14 protein-coding genes and 1 pseudogene are annotated in these 17,686 nt (G+C 71.0%); 14 read left to right on the forward strand and 1 reads right to left on the reverse strand.

What is annotated here, in order from left to right; translation table 11 throughout:
• Nucleotides 1-19: 19 nt before the first annotated feature.
• The 13 genes and pseudogenes from OWM54_RS33715 (at nt 20) to OWM54_RS33775 (ending at nt 13,331) form a co-directional block, all read left to right on the forward strand.
• Nucleotides 20-454, forward strand: coding sequence for a chemotaxis protein CheW (locus OWM54_RS33715; protein WP_046715198.1), 435 nt, complete (start codon nt 20-22; stop codon nt 452-454).
• Nucleotides 455-457: 3 nt separating this feature from the next.
• Nucleotides 458-829, forward strand: coding sequence for a protein CrdC (locus OWM54_RS33720; RefSeq protein WP_248545980.1), 372 nt, complete (start codon nt 458-460; stop codon nt 827-829).
• Nucleotides 826-2,616 (forward strand): methyl-accepting chemotaxis protein, encoded by a 1,791-nt coding sequence (locus tag OWM54_RS33725; protein WP_223745497.1) that lies wholly within the window; start codon nt 826-828, stop codon nt 2,614-2,616. The genes OWM54_RS33720 and OWM54_RS33725 overlap by 4 nt, the downstream gene beginning before the upstream one ends.
• Nucleotides 2,613-4,433, forward strand: coding sequence for a methyl-accepting chemotaxis protein (locus OWM54_RS33730; protein WP_267700129.1), 1,821 nt, complete (start codon nt 2,613-2,615; stop codon nt 4,431-4,433). Before OWM54_RS33725 ends, OWM54_RS33730 begins: the two co-directional genes overlap by 4 nt.
• A gap of 44 nt (nt 4,434-4,477) precedes the next feature.
• A pseudogene (locus OWM54_RS43455) lies at nt 4,478-4,648 on the forward strand (Hpt domain-containing protein); the annotation flags it as partial.
• 1,071 nt (nt 4,649-5,719) lie between these two features.
• Nucleotides 5,720-7,402: a hybrid sensor histidine kinase/response regulator gene (locus tag OWM54_RS33740; protein ID WP_223784130.1), complete on the forward strand. Its 1,683-nt coding sequence runs from the start codon at nt 5,720-5,722 to the stop codon at nt 7,400-7,402.
• A gap of 79 nt (nt 7,403-7,481) precedes the next feature.
• The gene (cheB, locus tag OWM54_RS33745) at nt 7,482-8,537 is read left to right on the forward strand and encodes a chemotaxis-specific protein-glutamate methyltransferase CheB (protein WP_141332148.1); all 1,056 of its coding nucleotides are present in this window, start codon (nt 7,482-7,484) and stop codon (nt 8,535-8,537) included.
• A gap of 67 nt (nt 8,538-8,604) precedes the next feature.
• Nucleotides 8,605-9,804 (forward strand): CheR family methyltransferase, encoded by a 1,200-nt coding sequence (locus OWM54_RS33750; RefSeq protein ID WP_267701187.1) that lies wholly within the window; start codon nt 8,605-8,607, stop codon nt 9,802-9,804.
• Nucleotides 9,805-9,863: 59 nt separating this feature from the next.
• The gene (locus OWM54_RS33755; protein ID WP_223745499.1) at nt 9,864-10,712 is read left to right on the forward strand and encodes a tetratricopeptide repeat protein; all 849 of its coding nucleotides are present in this window, start codon (nt 9,864-9,866) and stop codon (nt 10,710-10,712) included.
• Nucleotides 10,709-10,840 carry a hypothetical protein gene (locus OWM54_RS33760; protein WP_255665906.1) on the forward strand — a complete coding sequence of 44 codons (132 nt, stop codon included), beginning with the start codon at nt 10,709-10,711 and terminating at the stop codon, nt 10,838-10,840. The genes OWM54_RS33755 and OWM54_RS33760 overlap by 4 nt, the downstream gene beginning before the upstream one ends.
• Nucleotides 10,841-10,906: 66 nt before the next feature.
• Nucleotides 10,907-11,851, forward strand: a complete 945-nt coding sequence (locus tag OWM54_RS33765; protein ID WP_223745500.1) for a 5'-nucleotidase — start codon at nt 10,907-10,909, stop codon at nt 11,849-11,851.
• Nucleotides 11,852-11,960: 109 nt separating this feature from the next.
• The gene (gene rpmE, locus OWM54_RS33770; RefSeq protein ID WP_141323673.1) at nt 11,961-12,230 is read left to right on the forward strand and encodes a 50S ribosomal protein L31; all 270 of its coding nucleotides are present in this window, start codon (nt 11,961-11,963) and stop codon (nt 12,228-12,230) included.
• A gap of 219 nt (nt 12,231-12,449) precedes the next feature.
• Nucleotides 12,450-13,331 (forward strand): DNA-methyltransferase, encoded by an 882-nt coding sequence (locus OWM54_RS33775; RefSeq protein ID WP_046715190.1) that lies wholly within the window; start codon nt 12,450-12,452, stop codon nt 13,329-13,331.
• Nucleotides 13,332-13,358: 27 nt separating this feature from the next.
• Here OWM54_RS33775 and OWM54_RS33780 read toward each other — a convergent pair whose 3' ends face one another.
• Nucleotides 13,359-15,113, reverse strand: coding sequence for a M1 family metallopeptidase (locus OWM54_RS33780; RefSeq protein ID WP_248545975.1), 1,755 nt, complete (start codon nt 15,111-15,113; stop codon nt 13,359-13,361).
• A gap of 132 nt (nt 15,114-15,245) precedes the next feature.
• On the opposite strand from OWM54_RS33780, the gene OWM54_RS33785 reads away from it, so the two are divergent.
• A complete protein-coding gene (locus OWM54_RS33785; protein ID WP_223745503.1) occupies nt 15,246-17,636 on the forward strand; it encodes a 3-hydroxyacyl-CoA dehydrogenase/enoyl-CoA hydratase family protein in 2,391 nt (796 codons plus the stop codon).
• Nucleotides 17,637-17,686: the final 50 nt, after the last annotated feature.

Below are 17,686 nucleotides of genomic sequence, written 5' to 3' on the forward strand. Positions count from 1 at the left end.
GAGGTAGGCTTGGCGCCACATGGCCGTCCACGAGCCGGAAGCGCGTCAGTCCTATCTCGTCTTCGCCTGCGGTAGCAGCTGGTACGCGGTACCCGCGGACAGCGCGGCGGAGGTCGTCACCTTCCCCGAGCTCACGCGGGTACCGGGGGCTCCAGCCCACCTGCTGGGTGTGTTCGCCCACCGGGGAGAGGTCATCCCGGTGGTGGACATGGGCCTGCTGGTGGGCGGCGCCAGCCAGTCCTCGCGGCGGGCCGTCCTCGTGCGCCTGCCGCGCGGCACCCTCGCCCTGACGGCGACCACGGTGGCCGGCGTCTCCCCGGTGACGGGAGCGCTCGAGCCCCTGGGCTCCGCGGGCGTCCAGGTCCACCTGAGAGGCCCCGCCAAGAGCGGCCCCCGGGATGTGGCCGTCATCGACCCCGAAGGGCTCTTCGACCACCTCAGCCAGGGCGCCTGAGTCATGGCCCCGGCAGGCCCCGTGCGGGGCATGTTGTTGTGTCACGCGGGCCCGCATCGGCTCGCGTTCCTGGCCCATGAGGTGCTCTCCATCACCTCGCCGGGGGAGGAGGACGCGGCCTCGGCCCGGCTGGCCTTCCATGCGTCCGCGGGCGCCCAGCGCGTGCTGGTGGCGACGTCGGGCGGGGCGGTGGGCGTGGACGCGCTCGAAATCGAGGCGGAGGCGCACCCGGTGCTGACCGCGCCGCCGGTGGCGGTGAGCGCGTCGGGGGGTTGTCTGCGCGGCTTCGTGCTGGCGCGCGGGGTGCTCTGGCCCTTGTTGGGGCTGGCGGACTTCGAGCGGTTCCTCCGGCGGCGGATGGGGGGCGCGGCGTGACGGGGCCTTCGGACGTGCGGGGGCTGGCGCTCTGGGTGGCGCGGCCGGTGATGCCGGCGAGCACGGTGGGCATCTGCCTGGCGCTCTTGCACGGGTTGCTGACGGATGCGCTGCCCCGGGAGGCGTGGCTGCGCTTCCTGGGGCTGGTGGTGGTGGTGACGGCGCTGTCCTTGTGGCTGGTGCGGCTCAACGCGCGGCGCTCGCTGCGGGTGCTGCACGCGGTGGGGGAGGGGGCGCTGCCCGCCTCCGCCGAGCACCTGCGCCAGGCGCTGCTGGAGGCCCGGGCCTTCCCCGACAGGGTCTTCTCCTTCGCGCTGCGCAGTTGGTTGTTGGGCGCGCTGGTGGTGGCGTTCATCTTCATCCCCTGGACGGACGCGTCGCTGGGGCTCGCGCCGCGAATCGTCCTGGTGGGCGCGTGTCTGGGCTCGCTGACGGCGCTGCTCATCTACCTGCTGGTGATTCGGCGCTGTCGTCGGGCGGTGGAGCTGGTGGCGGCCCGGGGGCTGTCCCCGCTGGACGTGGTGGCGGCGGCGCCCCCCCGGCGGCTGCACATGCGCCGGCACATGGTGCTCTTCACCGCCATCGCGGTGCTCACCCCCTCGCTCTTCATCCTCGACGCCACCGTCACCGGCACCTCGCGGGCCATGGACGAGGTGGTGCGCGCGAAGTCGCCCCAGGAGCGGGACATGGCGGTGCGGCGGGTGGACGACGAGCGGGGGTTGGCCGTCGCGGGGCTGGTGGCGGTGCTGGTGCTGTTGACGGCGCACCTGGGCGGCACCGTCATCGCGGGGCCGCTGCGCGCCATCACCGAGGAGGCAACCCGCATCGCCCAGGGAGACCTGCGGCCTCCGCGCGTCATCCCAGCGGAGGACGAGGTGTGGGCCACCTCGGCGGCCTTCGCGCAGATGCAGGCGCAGCTCGGCCAGGCGCTCACCCAGCTGCGCCGCGCGGGCCTTCAGATATCCACCACCACCGAGCAGCTGGTGGCGACGTCCGGTGAGCAGGAGGCGGGCGCCGACGAGCAGGCCAGCTCGCTCAACGTGACGAGCGCGACGACGGAGGAGCTGGCGCGCTCGGCGCAGCAGATCGCCGGCAACGCGGAGTCGGTGTCCACCATCGCCGAGTCGACGTTCTCCGCCGCGCAGACGGGCCAGCGCGGCGCGGCCGCCTTCCTGGGCGCCATGCAGCGCATGAAGCAGGACAACCAGGCCATCGCGGACGCGGTGGTGCGGCTCAACAAGCGCGTGCAGCAGATTGGCAAGGTGGTGGAGTTCATCAACGAGATCGCCGACAAATCCGACCTGCTGGCGCTCAACGCGGAGCTGGAGGGGACGAAGGCGGGCGAGGTGGGGCGGGGCTTCTCGCTGGTGGCCGCGGAGATGCGCAGGCTCGCGGAGAACGTCATCCGCTCCACGAAGGAGATTGAGGGCCTCATCGAGGAGATCCGCGACGCGACGAACGCGGCGGTGATGGCGACGGAGGCGGGGCTGAAGGCCATGGACGCGGGCACGGTGCTGGCGGCCGAGGTGGACGAGAGCCTGAGCCTCATCCTGGAGCTGGCGCGGCAGACGTCCCACGCGGTGCGCAGCATCTCGCTGGCCACGCAGCAGCAGCAGACGGGCACCGACCAGCTTGCCGCGGCGATGGGAGACATCCTGCGCGTCACCGAGCAGAACTCGGCGGCCACCAAGCAGATGGCGGTGGCCAACGCGGACCTGTCCACGCTGGCGAGGGATTTGAAGCGCGTGGTGGAGCGCTTCCACGTGGTGGCCGGGGAGGACGCATGAGCCCGCGTGCGAGCTCCAGGCGGACGTCCTTCACCCGTCATCTGATGCTGCCCGTGCCGCTGACCAACCTGGTCGGCGTGGTGTTCGGGCTGCACTACGCCTGGCTCACGCTCTCCGACGCGCCGGGGATGGCGGGCCGGATGGAGCTGTTCGTCCGGTGGGCGTGCGGGATGGGGGCGGTGGCCATCATCCTGGGCGCGTGGGTGTCGCTCGCGCGGCTGCGCACGGTGCGGGCGCTGGAGCTCGGGCGGGTGGCTCCGACGCCGGAGGTCTTGAAGGCCGCGGTGACGGAGGTGACGCGCTGGCCGGACGAGGCGTTCCTGCGCTCGCTGGGGCTGTGGCTGTTCACCACGCCCCTGTTGGGCTTCGCGGTGTGGTGGACGGCGGGCGTGGACGCGGACGCGGCGCGGCGCATCGCCGGGTTGGGACTCTTGTTCGGTCCGCTGACGGCGCTGCTGGTGCACTGCCTGGTCATCCTGCGCTCGCGCAAGGTGGTGCTGTGGCTGGCGGAGCTGGGCATGACGCACGGCCAGCTCATCGCGGCGATGCCGAGGCGGGCGGAGATTCGCGCGCGGCTGGTGGCGTTCGCCTTCATCTCGGTGGTGACGCCGGCGGTGTTGTCCGTGCAGCTCTCCTCTGCGCTGGGAGAGCGTGCGCTGCGGCAGCTCATGGCGCATGCTGCGCCGAGCGCGGAGCTGGCCTCGCGGCTTCGCGTGGAGGCGCTCGTGTCGGGCGGGCCGCTGGTGCTGCTCGTCTTCGCGCTGGCGCTGACCACCGCGTACCTGGGCGGCACGCTGCTGGGGCGGCCCCTGCGGGAGCTGTCGAGCGAGGCGCGGCGCATCGCCGAGGGGGACCTGGCCAGCCCTCGCGTGGTGCCGACGGAGGATGAAATCTGGGACGTGTCCGCGGCCTTCACCACCATGCGGACGCACCTGGCGGACGTGATGTCCCAGCTCCAGCGCGCCGGGGCGCAGATTTCGGCGACGACGGAGGAGATCCTCACCACCTCTGGACGCTACGAGGTGGGTGCGACCGAGCAGGCCAGCTCCCTGGACCAGACGAGCGCGACGACGGAGGAGCTGGCGCGCTCGGCGCGGCAGATCGCCGAGAACGCGGGCTCGGTGGCGCAGATTGCCCAGCGCACGCTGGGCGCGGCGCAGCAGGGCCAGCGCAGCGCGGAGTCCTTCCTGGGCTCGATGGAGCGCATGAAGCAGGACAACGTCGCCATCGCCTCCTCGGTGGTTCGGCTGAACAAGCGCGTGCAGCAGATCGGCAAGATTGTCGAGTTCATCAACGGCGTGGCGGACAAGTCCGACCTGCTGGCGCTGAACGCGGAGCTGGAGGGGACGAAGGCGGCGGAGGTGGGGCGGGGCTTCTCGCTGGTGGCCGCGGAGATGCGAAGGCTCGCGGAGAACGTGCTCGAGTCCACGAAGGAGATTGAAGGGCTCATCGAGGAGGTGCGCGAGGCCTCGGCCGCGGCGGTGTCCGCGACGGAGGGCGGCGTGCGCGCGGTGGAGTCCGGGACCACGCTGGCGCAGCAGGTGTCGGAGTCGCTGCGGCAGATCACGAAGCTGGCGGGGAAGACGTCGGACGCGGTGCGGAGCATCTCGCTGGCCACGCAGCAGCAGCAGACGGGCACCGACCAGCTCGCGGAGACGATGGCGGACATCCTGCGCATCACCCAGCAGAGCCTCAACGCCACCAAGCAGGTGAGCACCGCGAACACGGACCTGCTCGTGCTGGCGAGGGACCTGAGTGAGGTGGTGGAGCGCTTCCAGATTGGACAGGAGACGCTGCGAGGGGAGGAGGGCGGGTGAACCCGAGCGAGCGCCTGCTCAGGCAGTTCCGGGACCTGGTGACGGTGCGCCTGGAGCGCATCAACCGGGCACTCATGGAGCTGGAAGCAGGGGCGAGCCCGGATGCGGGACGGGGTGCGCTGCGCGAGCTGCACGGGCTCAAGGGCGAGGCCCGGATGATGGGCTTCGACGACATCAACGTGCTGGTGCACGAGATGGAGGAGCTCGTCCGCTGCGTGGAGCCCCGGCGCTATGCCTTGTCCGCGGACTCCGCGGATGCGCTCCTGAGCGCCGCTGACGCGGTGCTGTTGCTCTCGGGGACGCAGCCGGGCGCGGCGTCCTCGCCCGAGGTGGTGCGGCTGGTGGGCTGGCTCCAGGCCTGTACCCGCGCGGAGACCCGGGACGGTCCGACGGGAGAGGGCGCGGGGGCGTCCTCGAGCGCGAGGGTCGATGGGGCCGAGTCGTTGGCGCGGACCATCGCCGCCGCGTCGGGGGGCGGGGCGCCGCGTGGTGCGACTGGCGACGTCGGTGGTGAGGCCTCGGGTCCCCACTCCTCGTCTCGAAGTGACGATGACTCACGGAGCTGGGGGCACGCGGCCGACTCTTCCTCGCGAAGCGATGGGAGGGGGAGGAGTGGGGCAACTGCTGCCGACGCCGCGTCCCGAAATGACGGGAGCGGGAAGGAAGTGGCCGCTGCGGCCGATGCCGCAACCCGAAGTGACGGGCGAGAAAGAAGCGGGAGCTACGCTTCTGATGCCGCATCCCGAAGCGAAGGCGATGCGCGGAGCCATGCTCCTGCCGCCAATGCCGCGTCCCGAAGGGATGCCGATGCGCGGAGCCTAGCCCCGGCTTTCACCGTCGCGCCTCGCGGCGAGGCGCATGCTCTCGATGGGGCCTCGCACGGCGAGGCGCGCGTTTCCGACGTCCCGTCCCGAAGCGGAGGCGCCGTCCCCGATGCGCCCCTCTGGCTGGAGGGAGGTGTCGCCGAAGGGCCTGCTCGCAGCGGGGTGCGCACGGCTCCCGGTGGCAATCCGCTCTGGCGGGTCTCAGGGACGGGGATGACCCGCGTGTCCACGGTGGCACCCTCCGAGCCTCCACTGCGCGGTGGCGCCCCACCTCCCACGGGAGGCATCTCGACCGTCGCGCAGAATCGCGGTTGGCCCTCCGCGCCACGTCCCGAGACGAGCCCCGCCCGCCCCTCAACAGGGGCGACTGGCGCGAGTCCCTCGCCCACGCCTGCCCCGGGCCCTCGCGTGGCCGCGCCAGGGCAGGGGACCTCGACGTCGCCCCGTCAGCCCGAGACGCGCATGGACGCGGTCCGCATCGACGTGGCCAGCCTGGACCTGTTGACCAGCGCGGTGACGAACCTGGCCCAGGTCGCCCGTCGCCGGGAGCGCGCCAACGCCCGTCGCCTGGCCCTGGCCCGGGAGCTGGGAAAGCTGGCCCGCGAGGCCGAGGACCTGGGCCCCGCCGCCGCCGCGCTGGTGGCCCGGCTGGGCACCGCCAAGGAGCTGGCCGCGGACCTCCATCGCGAGTCCAAGCTGCTCTCCAACGAAGAGCTCCGCGACCTGGGAATGGTCGTCGAGGAGGTCCAGGGCCTGCGCATGCTCCCCCTGTCCGTCCTCTTCGAGCCCTATCCGCGCATGGTGCGAGACCTGTCGCGCACGCTGGGCAAGGAGGTGGAGCTCGTCGTCGACGGCGAGGACACCCGCGCGGACCGGGCGGTGGTGGAGGCCTTGCGCGAGCCGCTGATGCACCTGGTGCGCAACGCCCTGGACCACGGCCTGGAGACGCGCGTGGACCGCGTCACCTCCGGCAAGCATCCCCGGGGCTGTCTCACCCTGCGCGCCGCGCGCGAGGGCAGCCGCATCATCCTGCGCGTCGAGGACGACGGCATGGGGCTGGACCCCGTGGAGCTGCGCCGCGTGGCCGTGCGCCGGGGTGTCCTGGACGAGAGCGCCGCCAACGCGCTGTCCGACGCCGCCACCCGCGAGCTCATCTTCCTGCCGGGCTTCACCTCCCGGGAGGTCGTCACGGACCTGTCGGGTCGGGGCGTGGGCCTGGACGCCGTGCGCGCCTCCATCCAGGGCCTGGGGGGCGACGTGGGCGTCGAGTCCGCGCCCGGCTGGGGCACCATCTTCGAGCTGCGCGTCCCCGTGTCCCTCACCGTCGCGCCGCTGCTCTTCGTCCAGGTGGGCACGGAGACGCTCGCCTTGAGCGCCACCCACGTCTCGCGCGCCCTCAAGGTGGAGCCCCTGCACCTGTGCGAGGTGGCGGGCCGGCCCGCGCTGCTCGTGGAGGGCCGCGTGCTGCCGCTGGCGTCCCTGGGCTCGCTGCTCGGCCTGTCCCCGGAGCGCGAGGTCCGGGAGGGGGAGCTCGTCCTGGTGGTCCGCAGCCAGAGCGGCGCCGCCGCCGTCGTCGTGGACCGCGTGCTCGAGGAGCGCGTCCAGGCCATCCTCCCCCTGCGCGGCGTGCTGGCCCGCTTCGGCCACCTCACGGGCGCGACCTCCCTGGCGGACGGCCGGCTCGCCATGGTGCTGTCGGCGGCCTACCTCACCGCCAGCGCCCACGGGACGTCCCCGCTGAAGCTGCCCCGCTCGTCGGCCCCGGAGACGGAGTCACGGCGCCGGCGCATCCTCGTCGTGGACGACTCCCCCCTCACCCGGGAGCTCATCTCCAACCTCCTGGAGGCGGTGGGATATGACACCGTCATGGCCGCCGACGGGGCGGACGCGCTGGACGTCCTGGAGGGCACCCCGGTGGACCTGGTGGTGACCGACCTGGAGATGCCGGGCATGGACGGCCTGGCGCTGACCCGCCGGCTGAAGGAACTTTCCGCCCGGCCGAGGCTGCCCGTCGTCATCCTCACCACCCGTGGTGGAGAGGATGACCGGCGGCGTGGGCTGGCGGCGGGGGCGGACGCCTACGTCACCAAGGGGGACCTGGTGCGCCAGGACCTGGTGGATGTGGTGGGGCGACTGTTGTCCTGAGGGCCCCCGCTCAACCTCCTGAGGACAGGACGGAGCATTGGCTATACTCGGCGCCTCGCGCACGGGGTATGGACAGGGCATGGGCAAGAAAGTGTCGGTGCTGGTGGTCGATGACTCACTCATCTGCCGACAGCTCATCTGCGAGGCGTTGAGCAAGGACCCCGACATCGAGGTGGTCGGCTCGTGCGCGGACGGCAAGCAGGCCGTGGAGATGACCAAGGAGCTGCGGCCCCACGTCATCACCATGGACGTGGACATGCCCGTCATGGATGGGTTGACGGCCACCGAGCACATCATGGCCGAGTGCCCCACGCCCATCCTGGTGCTGACGGCGGACCCCCGCTCGCAGGCGCCGGAGCTGACGTACCGGGCGCTGGAGCTGGGCGCGCTCGCGCTGCAGATCAAGCCCGCCATCGACGCCGGCCCCGAGGCCTGGAACCTGGTGCGGGAGATCAAGCTGCTCTCCTCGGTGCGCGTCATCCGCCACCTGCGCCGTCCCCAGAAGGGCATCACCCCGCCCCGGGTGACGACGTCGGTGCTGCCCGCCGTGTCCATGGGCGTGGTGGTGGTGGCCGCGAGCACGGGCGGGCCGCAGGTGCTGTGCCGGATGCTGTCGGAGCTGCCGGCGGACTTCCCCGCGCCCATCGTCATCGTCCAGCACATCAACGCCGCCTTCGCCGAGTCGCTGGCGGGGTGGCTGGGCAACACCAGCCGGCTCAAGGTGCGGCTGGCGCAGGACGGCGAGCCGTTGATGCCGGGCCACGTGCTCATCGCGCCGCCGGGGCAGCACACCATGATTCCCTTCCGGGGACGGGTGGCGCTCAAGGCGGGCGTGGAGCGCGACGGGCACATGCCCTCCGGGACGACGCTGCTGGAGAGCGCGGCCCGGACCTACGGCCGGCGCGCGGTGGGCCTGGTGCTGACGGGCATGGGCGCGGACGGCGCGGAGGGGCTGCTGGCCATCCGTCAGGCCGGAGGGCTGACGCTGGCGCAGAACGAGGAGTCCTGCGTGGTGTTCGGCATGCCGGGCGCGGCGGTGGAGCGCAAGGCGGTGGACCACCTCATCCACGGCGACGAGGTCGCGGCGACGCTGTCGCGGCTGGCGCGGGGTGAGTCGTTGGCCGTGGGGCGCTGAGCTGGCGGTGCGTGCTCCGAGCGCGCCATGGGCTTTCGTGCGCGCCTTCCTCACGGCGCGTACGGGCATGGCCTTGAGCGGGCCCCAGATTCGTCGGCTGGATGACCGGCTGACGGAGCGGTGTCGCGGGCTGACGCCGCACCAGTACCTGGCGTTCCTCAAGTCGCCCACGGGCGCCGCGGAGCTGGAGGGGCTCATCTCCGCGGTGGTGGTGAACAAGACGGACCTCTTCCGGGACGAGGTGCAGCTCACCGACTTCCGCGAGCACGTGCTCGGGCCGCTGGTGGAGCGGGCGAGGGGAGGGCCCCTGCGGGTGTGGAGCGCGGGGTGCTCGACGGGCGAGGAGGTGGCCACGCTGCTCGTCCTGCTGGCCGAGGCGGGCGCGAGCCCCGGGAGCACCGTGCTGGGCACGGACATCTCGGAGGCGGCGCTGCGGCGCGCGCGCGGGCTCTCCTTCTCCGGGGAGCAGCTGCGTCGGGTGCCGCCCGCGCTCCGGGAGCGCTACTTCGTGTCGACGGGCTCGCGCCTGGCGCTGGTGGGCGGGCTTCGCGAGCGGGCCAGCTTCCAGGTCCACAACCTGATGGACGTGCCCTATCCCCGGGCCCCGGCCGAGCGCGGCTTCGACGTCATCTTCTGCCGCAACGTCCTCATCTACTTCACGGTGGAGTCCTTCCACCGGACCGTCGCCACGCTGGCGGAGAGCCTCGCGCCCGGGGGCACGCTGGTGCTGTCGTCCTCGGAGCCGCTGCTCCAGGTGCCGCCCACCCTGCGCGTGGTCCGCACGGAGTCGGCGTTCTTCCACGTCCGGAGCGACGCCGAGCGCCTGGCGCTCGTGGAGCCGACGCGAGGCCCGCCCGCCTCCGTCCCGACGGGACCTTCCAAGGGGCCCTCCCGGGGCACGGCGCCGTCCTCCTCGGCGACCCCGCTCGAGGCCCCTGCGCTGGCGCCCGCCTTCGCCGAGGCGGACCTGCTCTTCGCGTGCGTGCTGGACGGCGCCGCGTCGGGCGTGTCGGACGCGGTGGCGGAGCGGGACCTGCGCCAGTGCCTCCAACTGGACCCCGACCATGCGGCCGCCCGCTACCTGCTGGCCCTGCTCTTGGAGCAGTGCCGCCGCCCCCTCGAGGCGGCCTCCGAGTACCGCCGCGCCCTGGTCGCCCTGGAGGAGGGCCGCGCCCGGCCGGTGCCCTTCTTCCTCAACCCCAGCCGCCTGCGGGTGGCGTGCGCGCACGCGGCCGGCCGCCTGGAGCCCCTGGGCGGGCCCCGCTAGCCGCCCCCTTGGCGAGAAGTCCGGACGACGCGCCGATTTGGCCCTAAGATGCCGGCCCCATGCGAAGGCTCGTCCTGTTCGCGCTGCTGGTAGCGCTCCCTGGCTGTTTCTATCCCGCGGACCGCGGCCGCGCCCTCGAGGCGAAGGTCGACCGTCTCGGCACCGACTCCGCGCAGATGCAGACGGAGTTGAAGGAGGCGCGCGCGCAGCTCGCCATCGTCCTGCCGAAGATCGACGAGAAGGTCGCCGAGGTCACCAAGGCCCTGGACGGCCTGGACACCGCCGCGCGCCGCAAGGACGCGGACATCGGCATCCAGCTCCAGAAGACGATGGAGGACCTGTCCCAGCTGCGCGGCCAGGTGGAGACCTACCTCCATAAAATCACCGAGCTGGAGACGGCGCTCGGCGCCCAGGACCAGAAGCTGCTCGCCATGCAGGGCGCCGCCGCCGTGAAGGAGGCCGAGGCCAAGAAGAAGGCCGAGGAGCTCCAGCGCCCCACCAACCCCAAGGACTTCCTCGCGCTCGCGCAGGAGCGCGCCAAGGCCGGCGAACTGCTCGTGGCGCGCCAGCTCTTCAACGAGCTGATGAAGAAGTGGGCCAAGGACGCGCTCGTGGGCGAGGCCCACTACGGCCTGGGCGAGACGTACTTCTCCGAGTCCAAGTGCCGCGAGGCCCTCTTCGAGTACGGCAAGGTGGTGCAGGACCACCCGAAGACGCCCTCCGCGCCGGATGCGTACCTGCGCTCCTCGGAGTGCTTCGCCCAGCTCAAGATGAAGGACGAGTCGCGCCTGGCGCTCGAGGAGCTGGTGAAGAGCTACCCCAAGTCCGCCGCCGCCAAGACGGCCAAGGAGCGCATCGCCGAGCTGGACAAGGCGAAGGCGCCCGCGAAGAAGGGGGGCAAGAAGTGAGCCTCCGCCTGCCCGGGCTCGCCCTGCTGGCCGCGCTGGTGTTCCCGCTCGTCGCGGGGGCCGCGCCCAAGCAGCTCGTGCTCCTCTTCACCGGAGACAACGGGGGCGAAGTCGCCCCCTGTGGTTGACGACACAACCCGTCTGGCGGTCTGGCCAGAAGAAAAGTCACGATAGAGAAGGAGCGCGCGAAGGGCGTGCCGGTCCTCGTGTTGGACGCGGGCAACGCGCTCTTCAAGAGCCGGGACAGCGGTGAGGCCCCGGATGCCCGCGCACGCGCCGAGCTGGTGTTCGCGCAGATGAACGCGCAGGGCACCACCGCCATGGCCGTGGGCACGCGCGATTTGTCGCTGGGCGTGGACTTCCTGCTCAAGCAGTCGCGCAAGTCGAAGCTGAAGCTTTTGTCCGCGAACCTCGCGGACGCGCAGGGCAAGCTGCTGTTCCCCGCGTCGATGGTGACGCAGGTGGGGGGCCTCAAGGTGGGCCTCGTGGGCGCCTCGCCCGCCACCGAGCGCCCGGAGCCCATGGAGCCCTTCGCCCAGGGCAAGGCCGCGGCCGTCCAGCGCCAGGGGCTGCCCGTGCTCCCCGCCGTCACCGCCGAGGTGAAGCGCCTGCGCGAGCAGAAGGTGGACCTGGTCATCCTGCTGGCCGCCGTGCCCTACAACGACCTGCTCCAGCTCGCCGGTGAGCTGGAGGGCGTGGACTTCGTGATGCAGTCGCACGAGGGGCGGGGCTCCGGCATCGCCCAGCGCGTGGGGCTGACCACCGTGGTGCCTCCGGGGGAGCGGGGCCGCCAGGTCGCGAAGCTGGAGCTGTCCATCGACGGCCCCGGTCGCTTCGTGGACGTCTCCGAGCGCGAGCGCACCCGCGACAGCCTGCGCATCGTCGAGACGAACCTCGCCCGGGCGAAGGAGCGGCTGGGCCAGATGAAGGACGAGGCGCAGAAGCGGGCGCTCGAGGCCTCGGTCGCCAGCCTGGAGACCCGGCGCCAGTCCCTGGAGAAGACGTTGGCGGGCGGCGCAACGCCGTCGGCCCGGACGCATCTATTGTCGTACATCCAGCTCGGCAGCGACGTACCGGCGGACCCGGTCGTCCAGAAGGCGGTGGAACGTGTCGAGCCCCCGGGCTCGGCGGCCCACTGAGCCGCGCTGGTCTTGTGCCCCGGTCGGCGCGCCGTTATAAGCGCCGGCCATTACAGTGCCGGACCTCCCTGCCGTGGGCGGCTGGGGGCAAGGCACCCTGGAGAGCGTCATGAAGCCGGAAGTGCATCCCGTCTATCCGCCGTCCCGCATCACCTGCGCGTGCGGCAACATCGTCGAGACCCACTCCACCCGCGGCTCGTTCTCGGTGGAAATCTGCTCGAACTGCCACCCCTTCTTCACGGGCAAGTACAAGCTCGTGGACACGGCCGGCCGTATCGACCGCTTCCGCAAGAAGTACGCGGCGAACCCCACGGAGACCGCCGCCGCCGAGGGCGCCATCGCCGTCCCGGCCGCCAAGGGCAAGAAGGCCAAGGCCTGATTCCAGCCGTCGCGCGCTCGCCGCGTGACAGCCATTCGCAGCACCGTCGAGCAGGGTGTCGGAGGGCCTCACTGGAGGCGCTCCCGCCCTGCTCGAGTCGTTTCCACGGCAAGCCCCCCGGGTCAAATTTCAGGGTGCTACAGGCCAGAAATTAGACGTAGCACTCAAGTCACCGCACATTCCGCCGCGTCCCACGACGAAGAGTCCGACGGAGGCGTGATGTTGGCTGAAGCTGCTGCCCCTGACCTGAAGATTGTCCGGCGCTCCCTCAACGAGAGCGTGCACGCGAAGGGCGACGCCTGGACGCTCCTGCACGGGGACAGCCTGGAGCTCCTGAACCGGTTCGAGCCCCAGACGTTCGACATGATCTTCGCCGACCCGCCGTACTTCCTCTCCAACGGCGGCACCACCTGCAAGGGTGGCAAGCGCGTCGCGGTGAAGAAGGGCAACTGGGACGTGTCGCGCGGGGTGGAGGAGGACCACGCCTTCACCACGGCGTGGCTCGAGGCCTGCCAGCGGCTGCTCAAGCCCACCGGCACGCTCTGGGTCAGCGGCACCCAGCACGTCATCTTCAACGCCGGCTTCGCCATGCAGAAGCTCGGCTACAAGCTGCTCAACACCGTCACCTGGTTCAAGCCCAACGCCAGCCCGAACCTGGCCTGCCGCTACTTCACCCACTCGACGGAGCTGCTCATCTGGGCCTCGCCGAAGTCGGGCGGCAAGCTGCAGCACGTCTTCAACTACAAGAAGATGAAGTCGGACAACGGCGGCAAGCAGATGCGCGACGCGTGGGTGCTGCCTCCCTCCGGCGACGCGGAAGTCACGGACGACGGCGAGGGCCGGCTGTGGACGCTCACCGTCCCGCGCGGCGGTGAGGAGAAGGCCCACGGCAGCCACCCCACGCAGAAGCCGGTGGCCCTGCTGGAGCGCATCATCGAGGCGAGCACCCCCGAGGACGCGCTGATTCTCGACCCCTTCAACGGCAGCGGCACCACGGGCGTGGCGGCCCTCAAGCTGGGCCGCCGCTACGTGGGCATCGACATGGACGAGAAGTACCTGGACCTCTCCGAGAAGCGCCTGAAGGCGCAGTCGGCGAAGTAGTCCGTCGTCCTCCTCCCCGCGCCTTCGTCAGGCGCGGGAGAGGATGAGCTCCACGCCCTGCCGGGCGATGGGGTGGTAGCGCTCCTGGTGCTGCTGGAAGAGCGAGCGCGCCAGCGGCTTGTGCTCGCGGGACGCGCTGAGCACGCCGTACAGGGGCTTGAGGTACTTCATGCGGCCCACCTCGCCCAGGAAGACCTCGGTGCGCGCCACCGCCGGCTCCCAGCCCGCGCGCAGGGCCGCCACCAGCCACGCCACCAGCACCTCCGAGTTGCGGCTCTTCGTCAGCTCGAAGCGCTCGTCCAGCTGGCGGAACAAGTCCCGCGGCGCGTCCGACGGCAGCCACTCCAGGAAGAGCTGCCACTCCGCGGGCGTCCAGTCCTTCACCGCGTCCTTCGACGGCACGGTGCCGCGCAGGCGCAGGAGCGTCTCCAGCCGGCTGGAGCGAGGGGAGGGCGCGCCGCCGGGGATGCCGGGCCGCTGCAGGTACGCGTCCGCGTCCACTTTGGCCAGGGCCCCGGGCAGCTCGCGCTCGGTGAAGGCGATGAACTCCTCGGTGGTGAGCGCGCGGAAGCGGTACGTGGCCAGGTAGCGGCGCAGGAAGCCGTCGAACGTCTCGCGGCCCACCGCGTCCTCCAGCGCGCGCAGGAACAGGTAGCCCTTCTCGTACGGAATCTGGGAGAAGGCCTCGTCCGGGTCCACGCCCGTCAGGTGCGTGCGCAGCGCCGTCAGGTGCGGGTGCTCGCGGAAGTGGTGCATCGCCTCTTCCAGCGCGCGGCGCCCCAGCGCCCCGTGCAGCGCGGCCACCTCCTTGCCCGCCAGCGCCTCCAGGATGCGGCGCTCGGCGAACACGGTGAAGCCCTCGTTGAGCCAGAAGTGCTCCGCGGACGCGTTCGTCACGAGGTTGCCCGTCCACGAGTGCGCGAGCTCATGCGCCACCACGTTGACCAGGCTCTTGTCGCCGGCAATCAGCGTGGGCGTGAGGAACGTCAGCCTCGGGTTCTCCATGCCGCCGTACGGGAACGACGGAGGCATGGTGAGCAGGTCGAAGCGCTCCCAGTCGTACGGCCCGAAGAGCGACTCGGCGGCGCGCAGCATGTCGTCCACGCCGGAGAACTCCTCCGCCGCGTCCTCGAGCAGCTCCGGCTCCGCCCACACCCGCGAGCGCGGCCCCAGCTCCTTCGGCGCGAGGCTGCCCACCGCGAAGGCGAGCAGGTACGGGGGCACCGGCTGCGGCATCTCGTAGTGCTCCTCCGCCTCCACGCCGTGCTCCTCGCGGCCGACGAAGCTGGCGGCCATCACCGCCTTGAGCGCCTTGGGCACGCGCAGCGACGCGCGGTAGCGGATGCGGATGCGCGGCGTGTCCTGCAGCGGCACCAGGCTGCGCGCGTGGATGGCCTGGCACTGGCTGTAGAGGAACGGGTGCTGCCCGCCCGCCGTCTGCGAGGGCGTCAGCCACTGCAGCGCGCTCGCGGTGGGGGACGTGCGGTAGTGCACCGTGAGCTGGCGCACGCCCTGGGGCAGCTCCACGCGGAGCCTGCTCCCCAGGATCGGCTCGGGCGGCGCGAGCATGTAGGGCAAGGGGCGACCATTGCCGTCTACGACTCTGAGAATCTCCAGGTCCCGGGTGTCCAGGTCGAGGGGACCGGCGGACGCTTCCTTCAGCGTCAAGGTGGCCTCGGCGTGCAGCCTTCGCGTGCGGAAGTCGACGCGGGCCCTCCAGTCCAGGGTTTCCGTCTCGGGCTGCGTGCTGTCGTTGTACGAGTGCGGGTCGGGGCGAGCCATGGAGGTCCGGTTTGTAGTCCCTGGCGCGCCGGGTGGCGAGTGCTCCCACCCGCTGAACCGATTGACTTTCGGGTCAATCGCCTACATTTGTGCAGTCCCCTCCTTCCCACAAGAGCAAGGGAGCCTTCCCCAATGACGACGCGGATCCGCAAGGTAGCTGTGCTGGGCGCCGGAGTGATGGGCAGCGGCATCGCCGCCCATCTGGCCAACTCGGGCGTGCGCGCGCTCCTCCTGGACATCGTTCCGCCGAAGGCCGCACCGGGCGAGGACACCTCGACCAAGGCCTTCCGCAACAAGTTCGCCCTCGGGGCGCTGGCCAACATGCGCAAGCAGAAGCCCAGCCCCATCATGTCCGAGCAGGTGTTCACCGCCATCGAGGTGGGCAACTTCGAGGACGACCTGTCGCGCATCTCCGAGTGCGACTGGGTCATCGAGGTGGTGAAGGAGGACCTGGCCGTCAAGCAGGCGCTCTTCGCCAAGGTGGAGCAGCACGCCCGCAAGGACGCCATCATCTCCTCGAACACCTCCGGCATGTCGATTGTCGGGATGACCGAGGGCCGGGGCGAGGCCTTCAAGAAGAACTTCCTCGTCACGCACTTCTTCAACCCGGTCCGCTACATGAAGCTCCTGGAGCTCGTGGCCGGCAAGGACACGGACCCGGCGGTGATGAAGGCCATCCACCGCTTTGGCGAAGAGGTGCTCGGCAAGGGCATCGTCTACGGCAAGGACACCACCAACTTCATCGCGAACCGCATCGGCGTGTACGGGATGATGCGCACCATCGCGGCCATGGGCCCCGCGGAGCTGTCCATCGAGGAGGTGGACAAGATCTTCGGCCCGGCCATGGGGCGCCCCAAGTCGGCCGTGTTCCGCACCGCGGACATCGTCGGCCTGGACACCTTCGTCCACGTGTCGAAGAACTGTTACGACACGCTGACCCAGGACGAGGAGCGTGAGGTCTTCGCCATCCCCGGCTTCCTCCAGAAGATGGTGGAGAAGGGGATGCTGGGCGACAAGAGCGGCGGCGGCTTCTACAAGAAGGACAAGAGCTCCGGCGGCAAGGAGATCCTCGCGCTCGACCTGAAGACGCTCGAGTACCGCCCGCAGGGCAAGGTGCGCTTCGAGTCGCTGGGCGCCGCCCGCGAGGTGGAGAACGTCAAGGAGCGCGTCGCCGTCGTCATGAACGGCACGGACAAGGCCGCGAAGTTCGCCGAGCAGGTGACGCTGGACGTGCTGGCGTACACCAGCCGCCGCATCCCCGAGATTGCCGACGACGTGGTCAACGTGGACCGCGGCGTGCGCTGGGGCTTCGGGTGGGACCTGGGCCCCTTCGAGGTCTGGGACGCGTACGGCGTGAAGAAGGGCGTCGCGCGGATGAAGGAGCTGGGCCTCAAGCCGGCGAAGTGGGTGGAGGACATGCTGGCCACGGGCCGCGAGTCCTTCTACGGCGTGGAGGGCGGCAAGGACACGTACTGGGACATCCCCACGAAGTCCGTGAAGGTGGTGCCGGAGAACGCGCGCACCCAGCGCGTGGAGTACCTCAAGCGCGGCAACAAGAAGGTCGCCGGCAACGACTCCGCCACCCTGTGGGACCTGGGCGACGGCGCCACGCTGCTGGAGTTCCACACGAAGATGAACTCCATCGATGACCAGATCATCGAGATGATGCACACGGCGCTGGACGAGACGGAGAAGAACTTCAAGGGCCTCGTCATCGGCAACGACGGCGCCAACTTCTCCGCGGGCGCGAACATCGTCGCGCTGGTGTGGGCGGCGAAGAGCGGCCAGTACGAGGACATCCGCAAGTTGGTGACGTCGTTCCAGGCGGCCAACCAGCGCATGCGCTACAGCCCGGTGCCGGTGGTGACGGCGCCCTTCAACCTCACGCTCGGCGGCGGCGCCGAGGTGACCATGGGCGGCAACGCGGTGCAGGCGAGCGCCGAGCTGTACATGGGCCTCGTCGAGGTGGGCGTGGGCCTCATCCCCGGCGGCGGCGGCAACATGCAGCTCTTGCGCAACGTCTACGGCGCATACTCCACGGACAAGGACTTCGATCCGTTCCCCTTCCTCAAGAAGGTGTTCCTGTCCATCGGCACGGCGAAGGTCGCCACCAGCGCCGAGGAGGCGCGCGAGGCGGGCTTCCTCTCGCAGGCGGACGGCATCAGCGCCAACCGCGACTTCCTCCTGTCGGACGCGAAGGCGCGCGTGCTGGGCATGGCGGACGCGGGCTTCCGCGCGCCGCGTCCCTCGCGCTTCCGGCTGGGCGGCCCCAGCGGCTACGCCACCATCGACATGATGCTGTACGACATGGAGATGAACGGGCAGGTCAGCGCGCACGACCGCAAGATCGGCCAGAAGCTGGCGCGCGTGCTCACCGGCGGCGACACCAGCACCTCGGCGCTGGTCACCGAGGAGAAGCTGCTCGAACTGGAGGCCGAGGCCTTCCTGAGCCTGTGCGGCGAGGAGAAGACCCAGGACCGCCTGACGCACATGATCGAAAAGGGCAAGCCGCTGCGGAATTGACGGCCGGCCGGTACTCATTGGCGACGACATAAATTTCGCTGCATGCCCGG

It is taken from the genome of Myxococcus sp. MISCRS1, from assembly GCF_026626605.1.
GTDB classification, from domain to species: domain Bacteria; phylum Myxococcota; class Myxococcia; order Myxococcales; family Myxococcaceae; genus Myxococcus; species Myxococcus fulvus.